Source organism: Micromonospora sp. NPDC005205 (genome assembly GCF_040608275.1).
GTDB lineage: Bacteria > Actinomycetota > Actinomycetes > Mycobacteriales > Micromonosporaceae > Micromonospora.
The window spans coordinates 542,992-559,419 of the sequence record NZ_JBEXHV010000002.1; the positions used below are offsets into that span (position 1 = coordinate 542,992).

14 protein-coding genes are annotated in these 16,428 nt (G+C 71.6%); 4 read left to right on the forward strand and 10 right to left on the reverse strand.

The annotated features are described in order from the left end of the window. Positions 1-325 precede the first annotated feature (325 nt). The 6 genes from purE to mca form a co-directional block, all read right to left on the reverse strand. On the reverse strand, positions 326-823 hold the full coding sequence (gene purE, locus ABZU43_RS07085; protein WP_355005621.1) for a 5-(carboxyamino)imidazole ribonucleotide mutase: 498 nt from the start codon (positions 821-823) through the stop codon (positions 326-328). Between the two features lie 134 nt (positions 824-957). Next, positions 958-2,133: a 5-(carboxyamino)imidazole ribonucleotide synthase gene (locus ABZU43_RS07090; protein WP_355005622.1), complete on the reverse strand. Its 1,176-nt coding sequence runs from the start codon at positions 2,131-2,133 to the stop codon at positions 958-960. A 121-nt stretch (positions 2,134-2,254) separates the two neighbouring features. After that, positions 2,255-4,291, reverse strand: a complete 2,037-nt coding sequence (locus ABZU43_RS07095) for a thioredoxin domain-containing protein (protein WP_355005623.1) — start codon at positions 4,289-4,291, stop codon at positions 2,255-2,257. A 52-nt stretch (positions 4,292-4,343) separates the two neighbouring features. Beyond that, positions 4,344-6,875 carry a bifunctional diguanylate cyclase/phosphodiesterase gene (locus tag ABZU43_RS07100; protein ID WP_355005624.1) on the reverse strand — a complete coding sequence of 844 codons (2,532 nt, stop codon included), beginning with the start codon at positions 6,873-6,875 and terminating at the stop codon, positions 4,344-4,346. A 179-nt stretch (positions 6,876-7,054) separates the two neighbouring features. Continuing rightward, positions 7,055-7,348 carry a hypothetical protein gene (locus ABZU43_RS07105; RefSeq protein ID WP_355005625.1) on the reverse strand — a complete coding sequence of 98 codons (294 nt, stop codon included), beginning with the start codon at positions 7,346-7,348 and terminating at the stop codon, positions 7,055-7,057. Positions 7,349-7,396: 48 nt separating this feature from the next. After that, on the reverse strand, positions 7,397-8,278 hold the full coding sequence (gene mca, locus ABZU43_RS07110) for a mycothiol conjugate amidase Mca (RefSeq protein WP_203126352.1): 882 nt from the start codon (positions 8,276-8,278) through the stop codon (positions 7,397-7,399). Positions 8,279-8,481: 203 nt separating this feature from the next. Here mca and ABZU43_RS07115 point away from each other — a divergent pair, with 203 nt between their 5' ends. Together ABZU43_RS07115 and greA are read left to right on the forward strand one after the other, a co-directional pair. After that, the gene (locus tag ABZU43_RS07115; protein WP_355005626.1) at positions 8,482-8,922 is read left to right on the forward strand and encodes a DUF4307 domain-containing protein; all 441 of its coding nucleotides are present in this window, start codon (positions 8,482-8,484) and stop codon (positions 8,920-8,922) included. Positions 8,923-9,078: 156 nt separating this feature from the next. Then, complete coding sequence (gene greA / locus ABZU43_RS07120; RefSeq protein ID WP_355005627.1) at positions 9,079-9,576, forward strand: transcription elongation factor GreA; 498 nt, start codon at positions 9,079-9,081, stop codon at positions 9,574-9,576. A gap of 97 nt (positions 9,577-9,673) precedes the next feature. Here greA and ilvA read toward each other — a convergent pair whose 3' ends face one another. The 4 genes from ilvA to ABZU43_RS07140 all read right to left on the reverse strand — a co-directional run bounded on the left by ilvA (position 9,674) and on the right by ABZU43_RS07140 (position 14,678). Further along, entirely contained in the window at positions 9,674-10,894 is a 1,221-nt protein-coding gene (ilvA, locus tag ABZU43_RS07125) for a threonine ammonia-lyase (protein ID WP_355005628.1), read from the reverse strand. Positions 10,895-10,962: 68 nt separating this feature from the next. Beyond that, entirely contained in the window at positions 10,963-12,372 is a 1,410-nt protein-coding gene (locus tag ABZU43_RS07130; RefSeq protein WP_355005629.1) for an amidase family protein, read from the reverse strand. A 13-nt stretch (positions 12,373-12,385) separates the two neighbouring features. After that, entirely contained in the window at positions 12,386-13,528 is a 1,143-nt protein-coding gene (locus tag ABZU43_RS07135) for a cystathionine gamma-synthase (protein WP_355005630.1), read from the reverse strand. A gap of 100 nt (positions 13,529-13,628) precedes the next feature. Next, positions 13,629-14,678, reverse strand: a complete 1,050-nt coding sequence (locus ABZU43_RS07140) for a hypothetical protein (protein WP_355005631.1) — start codon at positions 14,676-14,678, stop codon at positions 13,629-13,631. Between the two features lie 142 nt (positions 14,679-14,820). On the opposite strand from ABZU43_RS07140, the gene ABZU43_RS07145 reads away from it, so the two are divergent. Both ABZU43_RS07145 and msrA read left to right on the forward strand, forming a co-directional pair. Further along, positions 14,821-15,243, forward strand: a complete 423-nt coding sequence (locus ABZU43_RS07145; protein WP_355005632.1) for an HIT family protein — start codon at positions 14,821-14,823, stop codon at positions 15,241-15,243. Positions 15,244-15,319: 76 nt separating this feature from the next. After that, the gene (gene msrA / locus ABZU43_RS07150) at positions 15,320-15,982 is read left to right on the forward strand and encodes a peptide-methionine (S)-S-oxide reductase MsrA (RefSeq protein ID WP_355005633.1); all 663 of its coding nucleotides are present in this window, start codon (positions 15,320-15,322) and stop codon (positions 15,980-15,982) included. The last annotated feature ends 446 nt before the right edge of the window (positions 15,983-16,428 follow it).

Sequence of the window (16,428 nt, forward strand, 5' to 3'; positions counted from 1 at the left end):
GGCCCCCGCCCGCCCGCCCCCGCGCCCCCGCCCCCGCGCCCCCGCCCACACTGGCGTCGATCATGGAGTTGTGGTGGGGGGCAAAACCCGTAAATGCCATCTCTTCGGGCACCATAACTCCATGATCGACCCGTGGAGGTCGGGTTTGGGAGGGCTGGCGCGGGGTGGGCCGGGTTCGCCGGTCGACCTTGCGCGATCTTGCACTTTCTGTTGCGACATAAGGCGTGAAAGCCACAGAACAACGACCGAAAGTGCAAGATCGCGGGAGCGGGGCGGGGGTCGCGGCGCGAGGGCTAGGGCTAGGGCGGGGCGGGGCTTGTGGGGGTCAGGGCTGGGGCAGGGTTGCTTGGAGGGCGGCTTCCTTTGTTGCTACCAGCTTCTCCAGGTCCTGCTGGTAGGTCGCCATCTTGGCGCGCAGGCCCTCGTCGGCGGCACCGAGGATCCGTACGGCGAGCAGGCCGGCGTTGCGGGCGTTGCCGATCGACACGGTGGCGACCGGGATCCCGGCCGGCATCTGCACGATGGACAGCAGCGAGTCCATGCCGTCGAGGTGCTTCAGCGGCACCGGCACGCCGATCACCGGCAGTGGCGTCACCGAGGCCACCATGCCAGGCAATGCGGCGGCACCCCCGGCCCCCGCGATGATCACCTTGAGGCCCCGGTCGGCAGCGTCGCGTCCGTACTCGATCATCGCGACCGGAGTCCGGTGCGCCGAGATCACCCGGACCTCGTACGCCACGCCGAAGTCGTCCAACACCTCGGCCGCGGCCCGCATGGTCGGCCAGTCCGAGTCGCTGCCCATGATCAAGCCAACAGTGCTCACTACGGCCCTCTCCTCGTTCCCGAAACCGTGGTTCACTCGAAACCCTGGTTCACCCGAAACCCTGGTTCACCCGAACCCGTGGTTCACCCGAAACCGTGGTTCACCCGAACCCGTGGTTCATTCGAAACCGTGGTTCACTCGTGGCCCTCGCGCAGCCAGCGCGCGGCGCGTGCGGCCCGCGCCCGCAGGTCGTCCAGGTCGTCACCGAGCACTGTGACGTGCCCGATCTTGCGGCCAGGTCGCACCTGCTTGCCGTACAGGTGCACCTTGGCGCCCGGCTCTGCGGCGAAGAGGTGGTGCAACCGCTCGTCGATCGACATTCCGCCCGGCTCACCGCCGAGCACGTTCGCCGACACCACCACCGGGGCGGTCAGCGAGGTGTCACCCATCGGGTAGTCCAGCACGGCCCGCAGGTGCTGCTCGAACTGCGAAGTCCGGGCACCCTCGATGGTCCAGTGGCCGGAGTTGTGCGGTCGCATCGCCAGCTCGTTGACCACGATCGCGGGTCGGCCGGCGTCGTCGCGCACCTCGAACAACTCCACGGCCAGCAGGCCGATCACACCGAGCGCGGTGGCCAGGTCGATGGCGAGTTGCTGAGCGGAGACCGCCAGTTCCTCGTCCAGGCCGGGGGCCGGGGCGAGGACCTCCACGTTGATGCCGTCGCGCTGCACGGTCTCGACCACGGGGTACGCGGCCACCTGACCGAACGGCGAACGGGCCACCTGCACGGCCAGTTCCCGCCGCAGCGGCACCCGCTCCTCGACGATCAGCCGGGTGCCGCCAGCGAGCAGCGTGGTCGCCAACTCGGCGGCCTGGGCGGCGTCGTCGACCATCCAGACGCCCCGGCCGTCGTACCCGCCCCGAGCCGCCTTGAGGACCACCGGCCAGCCGGCCTGCTCGCCGAAGTCGACGAGGTCGGCGGGCTCCGCGACCGGCCGCCAGGCTGGGTTGGGCGCACCCAGCTCGGTCAGGCGTTCCCGCATGACCTGCTTGTCCTGGGCGTGCAGCAGGGCGTCGGCCGGCGGGTAGAGGGGCACGCCTTCCGCCGCCAGCGTGCGGATGTGCTCGGAAGGTACGTGCTCGTGGTCGAAGGTGACGACGTCGCAGCCCTTGGCGAAGGTGCGCAGCGCGGCCAGGTCGGTGTGGTCGCCGTACTGGACGTCGGCGGCGACCAGCGCCGCGCCGTCGTCAGGGGCTGTCGCGAGCACACGCAGTGACTGGCCGAGGGCGATCGCGGCCTGGTGGGTCATTCGGGCCAACTGGCCGCCACCCACCATGCCGACAACTGGCAGACCGGTACGGGAATCCATAGCGCGGCCAGCCTATCCGGGCCGCCGACGGGCCCACCGGGAGGGCCGGCGACCCGCCTTGGAAGCGCTGGCGGGACCACCCGGCGGGCGGAGCGGGCGACTACCGGGCGTGGCCGTGCGCTCAACCCAGCTCGGCTACCAGCTCCTCGACCGAGGTTACCGGCCGCTGGCAGACGAAACCCCGGCAGACGTACGCGGCGGACCGCCCCTCGACCAGCGGACGGTCGGCGAGCAGCGGCACACCCGGCTGGTCCGGACGCCCGGCGACGACCACCGCTCCGGGCGGCGCGTGCCGGCGGGCGGCGGCCACCAGGGGGTCGCCGGCCGGGTCGTCGGTGACCACGGCGATCTCGTACGGCCCGGAGAGCAGCGCCTCGCCGACGGTTGCCGCGTACCCGGTGAACCGGGGGTGCTTACCGACGATCGGCGCGACAGTGCCGAGGGCCGCTTCGGCGGCTTCCCGGTAGCGCGTCTCCCCGGTCAGCGCCGAGTACGCCACCAGCCCGGCGATCAACGCCGAGCGGCCGGACGGGGTGGCGTTGTCGGTCGGGTCGGCCGGCCGAGCGACCAGCCGCTCGGCGTCGTCGGCGGTGTCGTAGAAGGCGCCACCTGGCGCGGCGAAGTGCGCCAGGGCGGTGTCCAGCAGCTCGCCGGCCAGGGTCAGCCAGCGGCCCTCACCGGTGAGTTGGTGCAGCGCGCAGAAGGCCTCGGCAACGCAGCCGTAGTCCTCCAGGACACCGGCCGGCTCGCCGACCTTGCCGTCCCGGGAGACCCGGCGCAGCCGGCCGTCCACCAGGTGCACGGTGGCCAGGTGCTCGGCCGCCTGGCGCATCGCCCCGTCGGCGACGATGGTGACGCCGTCCATCAGGTTGGCGTCCTCGTCCTTCGGGGACGCGTACACGGCGGCGACCTGCTGAAACTCGGCGATGGCGGTGATCGCCAGGCCGTTCCAGGCGGCCACCACCTTGTCGTCGAGGGCCGGCTGGGGGCGGGTGTCCCGGGCGGCGAGGAGTCGCCCGATCACCTGCTGCCAGCGGACGCGCACCTCGGGAGCGGCGTCGTCCACGTCCCGAGCGAGCCGCAGCACGCTCATGCCCTTCTCGAAGGTGCCGTCGTCGGTGACGGTGAACAGGTCGGCGGCGAACCGGCCGTCCTCCTCGCCCAACGCCTCCACGAGCTGCGCGGGCGTCCAGGCGTAGGTGAGCCCCTCGACGCCGTCGGTGTCGGCATCCAGTGCGGACGCGAACCCCTGCCCGGGCCGGTGCAGCTCGTCGGCGAGGAACCGGGCGGTGTCGCGGGCCACCCGGCGGGCCAGCGGGTCACCGGTGAGTCGCCACAGCTGGGTGTAGAGCCGCAGCAGCAGCGCGTTGTCGTAGAGCATCTTCTCGAAGTGCGGCACCGTCCAGTGCGCGTCCACCGAATACCTGGCGAAGCCGCCCGCGAGCTGGTCGTAGATGCCGCCCCGGGCCATCGCCTCGGCCGTGTGCCGGGTGATCTCCAGGCTGCCCGGGTCGCCGGTGCGCTGGTGGTGGCGCAGCAGGAAGAGCAGGTTCATGTGCGGCGGAAACTTCGGGGCGCCACCGAACCCGCCGTTCGTGGCGTCGTACTCGCTGGCCAGCTTCGCAGCCGCCGCGTCGAGCAGCGGGGCGTCCAGCGGCGCGGTGGGGCCGCCCACGGCCTGCGCGCCGCCGATCGCCTCGACCACGGCGGCGCCCTGGCCCAGCACCGCCTCGCGCTGCTCCCGCCAGGCGGTGGCGACCGACTGGAGCAACTGGACGAAGTTGGGTCGGGGAAAGTAGGTGCCGCAGAAGAACGGGGTGCCGTCCGGGGTGGCGAAGACGGTCATCGGCCAACCGCCCTGGCCGGTCATCGCCTGGGTGGCGGTCATGTAGACCGCGTCCACGTCCGGGCGTTCCTCACGATCCACCTTGATCGACACGAAGTTGTCGTTCATCAGGGCGCCGACCTGCTGGTTCTCGAACGACTCGTGCGCCATGACGTGGCACCAGTGGCAGGCCGCGTAGCCCACCGAGATGAGCACCGGAACATCCCGCCGCTTCGCCTCGGCGAACGCCTCGTCCGACCAGGGCCACCAGTCGACCGGGTTGTCGGCGTGCTGGAGCAGGTACGGACTGGTGGCCTCGGCGAGTCGGTTCACCTGACGACCATAGCCAGCCCCGACGCGGACCGCGCGGGCTCCACCCGGACGGTCAGGACGCGCCGTCGGCGCGGAGCCGGAACACGTTCGACTCCGCCGAGTCGCGCAGCGACCCCAGCACCGCGCCGATCTTGTCCGCCGGCATGGGCTTGAAGAAGTGGTAGCCCTGCGCGGAGGTGCAGCCCAGCTCGGCCAGGGCCATTCGCTGCTCGGCGGTCTCCACCCCTTCGGCGACCACCCGCAACCCCAGCTCGTGAGCGAGGCCGACGGTCGTCCGGACGATCGCGGCGGCCTCCGGCGAGTCGGCCATCCGGATGACGAAGGAACGGTCCACCTTCAACTCGTCCACAGCGATCCGGGTGAGGAAGGTCAGTGACGAGAAGCCGGTGCCGAAGTCGTCGACGGCGAGTTGCACGCCCATCGACCGGAGCGTCGCCAGCACCTCGTCGATGACCTCCAGCTCGCTCATCACCACCGTCTCGGTGATCTCCAGAACGAGCCGGTGCGGCGGCACCTGGTGGCGGCGCAACGCCTCGGCGATCTCCGCCGGCAACCGGGGGTCGAGCAGGCTGCGCGCCGAGAGGTTGACCGAGATCGGCACGTCCAGCCCGTCCCGGGCCCAACCGGCGGCCACGCTGAGCGCCTTGTTCAGCACGTAGCGGGTGAAGGCGCCGAGCTGCTCGCTGTTCTCCACCGGCCGGATGAAGTCGGCCGGGTTCAGCCACCCACGCCTGGGGTGCTGCCAACGGATCAGCGCCTCCACCCCGGTGGGAGCACCCGTGGCCAGGTCGACAGCCGGCTGCAACGCCAGCACCAGCTGATCGTCGACCGTCAACGCCTCACGCAGCTCGGCCAGCAGGGCGAGCTGGTCGGTGCTGGCCGCGTCGCGTGCGCCGTCGTACGCGGCGACGTTGCCCCCGCCCTCCTTGGCCTGGTACATCGCGATGTCGGCCCGGCGCAGCAGCTCGGTCAGGTCCGCGGTGCCCGCAGCGGCCACCACCACCCCGACCGAGACCTCGATGGACATCCGTACGCCGGCCACCTCGGTCGGTGCGGCCAGCCGTTCGGCGATCTCGCGGGCCTGACGTAACGCGTGGGCCATCGGGGCGGACCGGTCGCCGAGCACCGGCACCGCCGTGAGCAGCAGGGCGAACTCGTCGCCACCGAGTCGACCGAGCAGGTCACCGGCGCGGACCAGCGCGTTGAGCCGGTTCGCGGTCAGTCGCAGCAGCTGGTCACCCGCCGCGTGACCGAGGGTGTCGTTGACTTCCTTGAACTGGTTGATGTCCAGCAGCAACAGCGCCACCGGGTGGTCGTGGCCGAGCTGTCGCAGCGACTGGTCGCCCTTGCTCAGCATCGCCGCCCGGTTGGCGAGCCCGGTGAGCGGGTCGTGCACCGCCTCGTACGACGAACGGGCTGTCACCAGCCGCAGCTCGTGGTGGGTCGCGGCGTCGTGCAGGGCGGCGGCGAGGGCGTCGCCGAACGCGGCCACCGCGTCACGTTCCCGGGCAGTGGGTGGGGCCGAGCGGGGGAACCGCACCCGCAGCCGACCGACCGGCGTGGCGCCGACCGACAGCGCCCGGCTCAGCTCGTGCTCGTCCGGCTCCGACTGGTCCGGCGGGCTGGTCTCCCGGTCGACCAGTTGACCTCCGGCGTCGCCCCGGTAGCGGTGCCACCGGCCGTCGGCCCGGGCCACGTCGACGTCCACCAGCTCGGCGTTGAACAGGGTCAGCGCCCCGGTGACCGCCGCGCTGGCCACGCCCCGCTCGTCGAGCTGGTTGAGGGCCGCGGTGGCCTCGGCGAAGGCACGCCAGGTGCGCCGCTCCTGATCGGAGCGCAGCCGGTAACGGTAGGTCTGCTGCAACAGCCACAGCAGCGGCGGTAGCAACAGCAACCAGCGCGGGTCGAGTTCCAGAAGGGCGACGACCACGAGGCCGACCGCCACGTTGCCGACGAACATCAGCAGCTTGCCACGCAGTGCGGCGAGCAGCGGCGGCCCGATCGGCAGCCCGTGCCGCAGACCCAGCGTCACGCCGCCCAGCCAGGCGGTCACCAGGAGGTACGTCACCGAACCGGCGATCACGGCCAGCGCCAGGATCGGGGTGGGTGGCGAGAGCAGGGGCCGCCCGAGCGCGGTGGTCACGGAGACGGCCAGTGCGGACGCGGCGGCCAGCGAAGCGGCGATCCGGACGATCTCCAGGGCCGGACGGCGATCGCTGTGCAGTGACAGCAGCGTCCAGGCCAGCCCGGTGCCGAGCAGCGTGGCGGACGGGAGCCAGCCGGCGGGAGTCAGGTAGAGACAGACGATCAGGGCCGCCTCGCCCCAGGTGATGCTGACCATGCCGGCGGCCGAGCGGAATCGCAGCCGGGCGAGCTGGGCGAGGGCCAGGACGGCGACGGCGATGCCGAAACGGGCCGGACCGCCGAGGGGGTCGTCGGCCGGCAGCCGGACCGGGAGGGTCAGCCCGACCGCGGCGGCGGCCAGGGCGGTCAGCGTGACGGCGGCGGTGAGCACGAGCACCCGGCCCGGTGTGCCACGCACCCCGAGCCGATCGAACGGGTCGTCGGCCGGACCGGAGGTCATCGACCTCCCCCGTCAGCCGACCGACCGACGTCGCGGTGGGCGGCCGGTGCTGTGCTGGTCATCGGCGCCCCCTCCCGCACACGGCTCGGAGACTTTTGGTCCCCCCGGCGGAAGGCTAAGCCAAACCGGGTGGTCGCAACAGGGGGCGACCACCCGGTTCGGCGTGATTCACGCGCGGACTACCCGTTCAGGTGCTGCTGGTGCCCGTTGGGAGCGGGCGTGGATGAATCACGCCCCCCGGTCCCGTCTGTCGGATCGACGACTGCCGCATCGGCCCTGGTCGGGTCGGTCGGCCCGGACTGTGTGGGGAAACGCTCCGGCAGACGGCGCAGCCGAGCGTTCATGTTGCGGATCAGCAGAATGGTCGCGGTGGCCAGCAGCAGGATGAGGAACAGGCCCATCGGCCCGGCCAGACCACCCGTGCGGGTGTCCCCGAAGTTGTTCTCCGCGAGCACCTGGGCAGCGGTCAGCATGGCGTTCCTCCGATGTGCGGTTGGTAATCAGGGTAGCCCCGTCGGGAATCAGCGCGCGTGCGCCGTCTCCCGCACCCCGGCGAAGAGATCGGACTCTGGCAGCGGGCTGTCGACCATCGAGCGCGCCAGCTCGTAATCCTCGGTCGGCCAGGCGCGCCGCTGGAGCTCCATCGGCACGTGGAACCAGAAGCCGTCCGGGTCGACCTGGGTGGCGTGGGCGCGCAGCGCGTCATCGCGGACCGGGAAGTATTCGGCGCACTCGACCCGGGTGGTGATCCGCGGGCCCTTGTCGGGGCGGTCCTCCCACCGCTTGAGCCACTCCTCGTAGGGCGACTCCAGACCGGCGGCCAGCATGCCCTCGTGCAAGGCCATGATCTTGCCCTTGGAAAAGCCGATGTCGTAGTAGAGCTTCAGCGGCTGCCAGGGCGCGCCCAGCTCCGGGTAGCGCTCCGGGTCACCGGCGGCCTCGAACGCGGCCACGCTCACCTTGTGGCACATGATGTGGTCCGGGTGCGGGTAGCCACCCTCCTCGTCGTACGTGGTCACCACGTGCGGACGGAACTCGCGCATCAATCGCACCAGCGGGCCCGCTGCGACCTCGACGTCCTGGAGGGCGAAACAGCCCTCGGGCAGCGGCGGCAGCGGATCGCCCTCAGGCAGACCCGAGTCGACGAAGCCCAGCCAGGCCTGGTCGACGCCGAGGATCGCCCGTGCGGCGTCCATCTCGGCACGCCGGATCTCGCCGATGTTCGCCCACACGTCGGGTCGGTCGAGCTTGGGGTTGAGCACGCTCCCGCGCTCGCCACCGGTGCACGTCACGACCAGGACGTCCACCCCCTGAGCGACATATTTCGCCGTCGTCGCCGCGCCCTTGCTCGACTCGTCGTCCGGGTGCGCGTGCACGGCCATGAGACGCAGTTGCTCTGCCAACTTCGGCGCTCCTCGTCTGTGCCGGACGGTGGACCCGACCGGGCTCGACCGGCTGACCTGCCGGGATCTTTCCTCACCGCGCCCTGTCACCGGCCACCAGCGCCGGGCATGACCTGCCATTCCTGCCGCTGGACCGGGTGGGAGGATGGGGCTCTGTCATTCTTGCCGATGCCGCCGACAACAACGCCAGGAGATACCCGCCGGTGACCGAGACGCACGCCACAATTTCACCAGGCGCGCCGGTATTCCCGGCCGGACGCTACGGCCGCCGTCGGGCACCGGGCGGAAAGCGCCGCCGTACGCTGATGGCCGCGCTGGCGCTGTTGGCGCTCGTCGCGACGCTGACCGTGATCTCGGTACGGCTCTACCGCCAGTACGGCGACCCGGTCTACGACGCCCAGGTGATCACCTACACCGACATCACGGACAAGCAGGTGCTTATCGACTTTCGGGTGACGGTCCCGTCCGGTGGGTCAGCGGTCTGCGTGCTGCGCGCGCGGGACCGTGCCGGCGCCGAGGTCGGCCGCGAACAGGTCACCGTGACCGCCGATCCCGGGGATCGGCACGTCACGACCCGGCACCGCCTGACGACCACCGCGCGGCCGTTCATCGGTGAGGTCCTGCGCTGCCGAGCACCTTCCTGACCTGCCCAAACAGCACCAGAAGCGGGGCTGACGGGGCGTTCACCCCCGGTGTGTGATCCGGACACCGGCGGTGATGGCCGACACGCTGTGTCGTACCGCACTGGTAACTTGGTAGTTCACCTGTCAGCCAGCCACGCACAACTGAGGAGAACGCCTGTGTCCACTGGCAACGAGGCGCCCGCCACCTGGCTGTCCCAGGACGCGCACGACCGCCTCCAGGCCGAGCTCGACGAGCACATCGCCAACCGCCCGGCGATCGCAGCCGAGATCAACGCTCGGCGCGAGGAGGGCGACCTGAAGGAGAACGGCGGCTACCACGCCGCCCGCGAGGAGCAGGGCAAGGCCGAGGGCCGCATCCGCTACCTCCAGGAGCTGCTGCGCACCGCGAAGGTCGGCGCGGCACCGACGGCGGACGCGGTGTCGCCCGGCATGGTGGTGACGATCTACTTCGACGACGACACGAACGACACCGAGACCTTCCTGCTCGGTTCCCGGGAGATCGCCGCCACCACCGACCTGACCGTCTACAGCCCCGAGTCCGCGCTGGGCAAGGCGATCCTGGGCGGCCGCGCCGGCCAGACCTGCACCTACACGGCCCCCAGCGGGGCCGACATCAAGGTGACGGTGGTCAGCTTCGAGCCGTTCTCCGGCTGACCGTCGCCGATCGCGTCACCCGCTTCCGACCGGGTCGACCGACGCCGGCACCCCGCTGCCGACACACTGCGCATCCGAGGCGTGGCACCCACAGGTGTCACGCCTCGGCCGCGAAGACCACCTGGTAGCCGCTGGCCCGCAGGGCGCTGATCAGGGTGTCCGAATGCTCGACACCACGGGTCTCCACCGAAAGCGCCACCTCCACCTCGCCGAGGCTGAGGTGCGGGTTCGCCCGTTGGTGTTCCACGTCCACCACGTTGGCCCGGTGCTCGGCGATCTGGCTGAGCAGCGACGCGAGCTGCCCCGGCCGATCCGAACAGCGCACGGTCACCCGCAGGTAGCGGCCCGCCGCGGCCAACCCGTGCTCGATCACCCGCATCATCAGCAGCGGGTCGATGTTGCCGCCGGAGAGCACCGCGACCACCGGCGTCTCCACCTCGACCACACCGGCCAGCAGCGCGGCCACACCGACCGCACCGGCCGGCTCGACAACCTGCTTGCCCCGCTCCAGCAGCATCAGCAGGGCCCGGGAGATGTCCTCCTCGGAGACCGTGACGATCTCGTCGACCAGCTTGCGCACGTGGTTGAAGGTGATCTCGCCCGGCCGGCCGACCGCGATGCCGTCGGCGATGGTGGAGAAGATGGGCAGCCGGACCGGTTCCCCGGCCACCAGTGAGGGCGGGAACGCCGCCGCTCCGGCCGCCTGCACGCCGATGATCCGGACGTCCGGACGCAACGCCTTGACGGCCACCGCCATGCCCGAGATCAGACCGCCGCCACCCACCCCGGTGATGATCGTCTTCACGTCCGGGCACTGTTCGAGGATCTCCAGCGCCACAGTGCCCTGCCCGGCGATCACATCAGGGTGGTCGAACGGGTGGATCAGCACCGCGCCGGTGCGCTCGGCGTACGTGTGCGCCGCGACCAGCGACTCGTCGACCGTGTTCCCGGCCAACTCGACCTGCGCGCCGTACCCCTTCGTGGCGGCCACCTTCGGCAGCGGCGCGTTGACCGGCATGAAGACGGTGGCGTGCGTGCCGACCAGGCCGGCGGCGAGAGCCACGCCCTGCGCGTGGTTGCCCGCGCTCGCCGCGACCACCCCGCGCTCCCGCTCCGCGGCCGACAACCGGGAGATCCGCACGTACGCGCCCCGCACCTTGTACGAGCCGGCGCGCTGCACGTTCTCGCACTTGAGCCACGTCGGCCCGCCCAGCGCCGCGCTGAGCGGCCGGGAGGGCTCGAGTGGGGTGGTGCGGGTGACGCCAGCGAGCAACTCCCGTGCGGCCCGCACGTCGTCGAGACCGACCAGTTCCGTCATGCCCCGATCGTGCCATTCGCCCCCGGGGCACCCTGCGGCGACACCGGTGCGAGGCGTGCGGGAGACGATCACGCCGTGGCCGTCGACCCCGTCTCGACGCGGGGATAACCGGGGGCGTGGCGCGTCCACGGGGCGGCCATCTCGAACTGCCCGGCCACACCGAGCAGCAGCAGCTCCGAGCCGGGCGGACCGACCAGCTGCACGGCGACCGGCAGACCGTCGGGGCGGCGGCCGACCGGCACGACGACCGCCGGCAGGCCGGCGATGTTCCAGGGTGCGGCGTACGGGGCGTACCGGATGTTGGCTGTCATGTTCGCCCGCCAGGACCGCTCCGACCAGCGGGCCGCCTCCGGTGGCGCGCTGGCCAGCGCCGGGGTGAGGAGCAGGTCGACCGAGTGGTCGGTGAAGAAGTCGATGGACCGTTGCCGCCAGGCGGCCCGGTCCGCCTCCCGCACGTAGCCGCGACGCTGCGCCCACTCGCCGAGTGCGACGTGTCGCCGGGTACGCCGTTGCAGCCCACGCCGGTCCAGACCGGAGGCCCGGACGTCGGTCGCGGCAGCGGCGAACCAGGTGGCGATGCCCTGCAGGCCGAGCGCGGTGGGGTAGACCGGATCGGCGGGCACGGTGTCGTGCCCGGCGGCGGCGAGGAGCCGACCGGCGGCGGCGACCGCGTCCCGGTTGGGCGCGTCCGGTGCGACACCACGCACCGGGGAGCGCAGCGAGACACCCACCCGCAGCCGCTGCGGGGGGACCAGCTTCTCGGGACGCCGGCCGGCGAGCACCGAGAAGCCGACCGCCGCGTCGGCGACCGTGCTGGTCAACATGCCGTGCTCGGTGAGGCCGAACCAGTCGTCCGCCCCGAGCTGGCAGGGGACCACGCCCCGACCCGGCTTGAGCCCGACGAGTCCGCAGCAGGCCGCCGGAATCCGGATCGAGCCGAGACCGTCGTTCGCGTGCGCCATCGGCACCAGCCCGGCCGCGACCGCTGCGGCGGCACCACCGGAGGATCCACCGGGGGTACGCGTGCTGTCCCACGGGTTACGGGTCACCGCGCTGTCGTCGTCGGTGAGCGCCCACAGCCCCAGCTCCGGCATTCGGGTCACGCCGAGGATCACCGCACCGGCGCCGCGCAGCCGACGCACCACCTCGTGGTCGGCCTCCGACACGTCGGTGCGGGCGGCGGCCGACCCGTTCCAGGTGGGCAGGCCGGCGACCGCTGTGTTCTCCTTGACCGCCACCGGAACCCCGGCCAGCGGCAGGTTGGCCAGGTCCTCCTGCTCGTCGACCTTCTCCGCCTCGGTGATCGCCTCACCGCCGCGAACGGCGCGGAACGCGGCCAGCTCACGGTCGGCTCGGGAGATGTACTCAAGGTGGTCGGCGACGACCTGGGTCGCCGAGACGTCACCTCGACGTACGCCCCGGGCGATCTGCTTGGCGGTCGCTCCGACCCAGGTCGCCATGATGTCCTGCACGGCCATCCCTCCCCAGCGGTCAGCCCAGCGCCTGCTCCAGATCGGCGAGTAGGTCGTCGACCGTCTCGATGCCGACAGACAGTCGCACGAGATCGCCGGGAACTTCAAGCGGCGAGCCGGCAGCACTTGCGTGTGTCATCCGACCCGGGTGCTCGATCAGGGATTCCACACCACCCAGCGACTCGGCGAGCACGAAGAGCTTGGCCCGGTTGCAGATCTCGACGGCGTGGTCCTCACCACCGGCGGCGCGGAACGAGATCATGCCGCCGAACCGGCGCATCTGCTTGGCGGCCACCTCGTGACCGGGGTGCGAGGGCAGCCCCGGATAGAGCACCTGGGCGACCTTGGCGTGACCGTCGAGGTACGCGGCGAGCCGCTCGGCGTTGTCGCAGTGCCGATCCATGCGTACCCCGAGGGTCTTGATGCCGCGCAGGGTGAGCCAGGCGTCGAACGGCCCGTTGATCGCGCCCATCGCGTTCTGGTGGTAGCGCAACTCCTCGCCGAGCCCGGCGTCGGCGACGACGAGGGCGCCACCGACCACGTCGGAGTGCCCGCCGACGTACTTGGTGGTCGAGTGCACCACCACGTCCGCGCCGAAGGCGATCGGCTGCTGGAGGTACGGCGAGGCGAAGGTGTTGTCCACCACCAGCAGGGCGCCCGCGTCATGTGCCACGGCGGCCAGGGCGGCGATGTCGGCGATGCCGAGCAGCGGATTGGTCGGCGTCTCCACCCAGACGATCTTCGTACGGCCGGGCTGCACCGCCGCCCGGACCGCGTCCGGGTCGGAGACCTTGGCCGGGCTGAACTCCAGGCCCCAGCGCTGCGCGACCCGGGCGAAGAGCCGGTACGTGCCGCCGTACGCGTCGTCCGGGATCACCACGTGGTCACCGGGCTGGCACACGGCCCGCAGCAGGGTGTCCTCCGCCGCAAGGCCGCTGGCGAAGGCGAGCCCGACCGGCCCGCCCTCCAGCGCCGCCAGGCACTCCTGGAGCGCGTCACGGGTCGGGTTGCCGGAGCGGCTGTACTCGTAGCCGAGGCGAGGTGCGCCGACGGCGTCCTGGGCGTACGTGCTGGTCTGGTAGATCGGTGGTATCACCGCGCCGGTGCGGGCCTCGGGGTCCTGACCGGCGTGGATGGCGAGCGTCTCGAAGCCGTGACTCATTCTGGTGAGGCTAGTGCCCCGTCGGAGAGGGCTGGAACGGAACCCGCGCTCCCGGCCGGAGCCGGGCCGGGTGGCCCGGCCCCGCGCCAGGGCGATCCCGTCAGCCGGCCGGGACCGGCAGCACGTGCAGCATCGCCGGACGGGCTCCGGTCCAGTCCCAGCTGACCGCGTAGACCCGGGCGCCGTTCGGCGACCAGGCCAGTCCTCCGGCGGGGAGCTCGTCACCCAGCTCGTAGCGGGCCAGTTCGGTGCCGTCCAGCGCGAATACGAAGACGTCCGGGGCGTAGTAGGCGTGGGCGCCGGCGGCGATCATGGTGCCGGTACGCGACAGCTCAACGGCGCGCGGGTACGGGCCGGTGGCGTACGTCGCGCTGGGCGTGGCGATCTCGGCGAACGGGAACGCCTGCACCAGGGGCGGTGAACCGGCGGCCGTGTAGAGGGTGGTGCCGGTCGGGTCGAGGGCGACGTCACGGAGGTTGCTGCCGACCGCGCTGATGGCGTTGGTCCTGGGTGCGCTCAGTACGCCCCCGGCACCGATGAGGTACGCATACACCGACGCGGGGCTCAACCCCGGCTGCCCGACCAGCAGCACGGAGCGGTTCTGGCTGGCAGCAGCGAGCAGCGGAGCGCCGTAGAAGTACTGGCCGACGGCCACCCCGGTGGCCACCCGGGCCGGCTGGCGTCCCAGGTCGATCTGGCCGATGTTGCCGTCCCCCTGGCCACAGCCGTAGCCGAACCACAGGTACCGCCCGGTCAGCGCGAGCGACGACGGGCACTCGCCCGCGCCGGTGTCGTACCGGGCCGACTCGACCAGCGAGCCGGTGTCGAAGGCGGCGATGGCGTTGGCGGTGGGCAGCGCCACGTAGAGAGTCCGCCGGTCGGCGCTGAGCAGCAGGTCGGTGGGGCCGGGCAGGCCCGACAGCGTGCCGATCACAGTGCCGGTCACGCTGGTCACCACGACATCGGTGGCGGAGCTGCCACCGCTGACGAAGACCCGGTCACCGGCTGACACCACGTCGGCCACCGTGTTCAGCGGCAGTGGGGTGGCGGTCTGCGCGGCGGCCGCCTGGGCGTGACCCGGGGCCGCGCCGGTGAGCAGCCCGGCGGTCAGCGCCGCCAGCGCCACTGTGAGACCTCTTCTGATCTGCAAGCTTCGTCCTCTCAGAGCATCGACGCGGACGCCGACGGCCGGGATCGCCCCGCGCTCATTTATCCACGTAGATGACTACCACAGCCGGTTCAGGCGTGGGGGGGCACCGTGACCCGCGAGGCAGCCGGCATAGCCTGGCCCGATGAGCGGTTGCGTGTTCTGCGGGATCGTGACGGGCGAGGTGCCGGCGTTCCGGGTGGCCGACACCCTTGACGGGGTGGCGTTCCTGGACACCCGACCGGTGTTCAAGGGGCATGTCCTGGTGGTGCCCCGGCCGCACCTGGTGACCCTGGCGGAGTTGCCGGCCGACCTGCTGCCCGCCTACTTCGCCATGGTTCAGCGGCTGGCGGTGGCGGTGGAGACCGCCCTCGGCGCCGGTGGGACGTTCGTGGCGATGAACAACAAGGTGTCCCAATCGGTGCCCCACCTGCACACCCACGTGGTCCCGCGCACCAAGGGCGACGGGTTGCGGGGCTTCTTCTGGCCGCGCACCAGGTACGACGACGACACCGAGGCCCAGACGTACGCGGACCGGATCGCGGCAGCGCTCCCCGGCGGGGCCTGACTGACGGTCACGCGGGTAAGGAAGCTGGACCCTCCGGTGTTACACGCTGGGAGAGGTACGAGAGGAGATCCCCACCGTGTTTTTGCGCCGTATGAACGCCGATATGGTCTCGCCCGACCAGGCCCTGCCGGGCCGTCCGATCGCCATGCCGGTCGCCGACCGCCACGAGGTGCTGGGCACCCCGTTGCAGGGCCCGTTCCCTGAGGGCCTCCAGGTCGCGGTCTTCGGCATGGGCTGTTTCTGGGGTGCCGAACGGCTGTTCTGGACGCTGCCCGGCGTCTACACCACCTCCGCCGGCTACGCGGGTGGCATCACCAAGAACCCGACGTACGAGGAGACGTGTTCCGGCCGGACCGGGCACGCCGAGGTCGTCCAGGTGGTGTACGACCCCAGCAAGATCAACTATGAGGATCTGCTGAAGGTCTTCTGGGAGAACCACGACCCGACCCAGGGCATGCGCCAGGGCAACGACGTGGGCACCCAGTACCGTTCGGCGATCTACACGACCACCGACGAGCAGCGGACCATCGCGGAGTCGTCCCGCGACGCGTTCCAGCCGATCGTGACGCGGGCCGGCAAGGGTGCGATCACCACCGAGATCGCCCCGCTCGGCAGCTACTACTTCGCCGAGGACTACCACCAGCAGTACCTCGCGCCGACCAAGAACCCGAACGGGTACTGCAACCACGGCCCGAACGGGCTGAGCTGCCCGGTCGGCGTGGCCCGTGTCGGCGGCTGACCACAATTGCGTTACTGACAAGGCCACCGGGTTTCGCACCCGGTGGCCTTGTTCTTGATCGACTCGGGTTCCTTGATGTCGGGGTGTCCCAGCGTCGGTTATACCCCGACTTCCGTGAACGCGAGTGGATCAAGCCGCTACGGCTGGTGCGGCCGGTGCGGCTGGCGCCCGCCGGGCGGCCGGTGCGACCGGTTGGGCTCGGGGAAGGCCGTCCGGCCGGTAGTGCGGCGCGGGTCGCCGCGGACGGGCGTGATCGACTCGTCGCGGACGCAGCAACGGCCGGCACCCTGGATCGGACGGGACCACCTGTGCTCTCGGCCGGCTGCGGCATCGGGCCTCTGCCTGATCGCCGCCATGAGCGCTCCGCTGAGCTGGCCGGGCATTCCCGTTCGGCCCTGTGATCGAAATCCGTTGCCGAGCCCGCCGAGAACTCGATAACGTGGCCG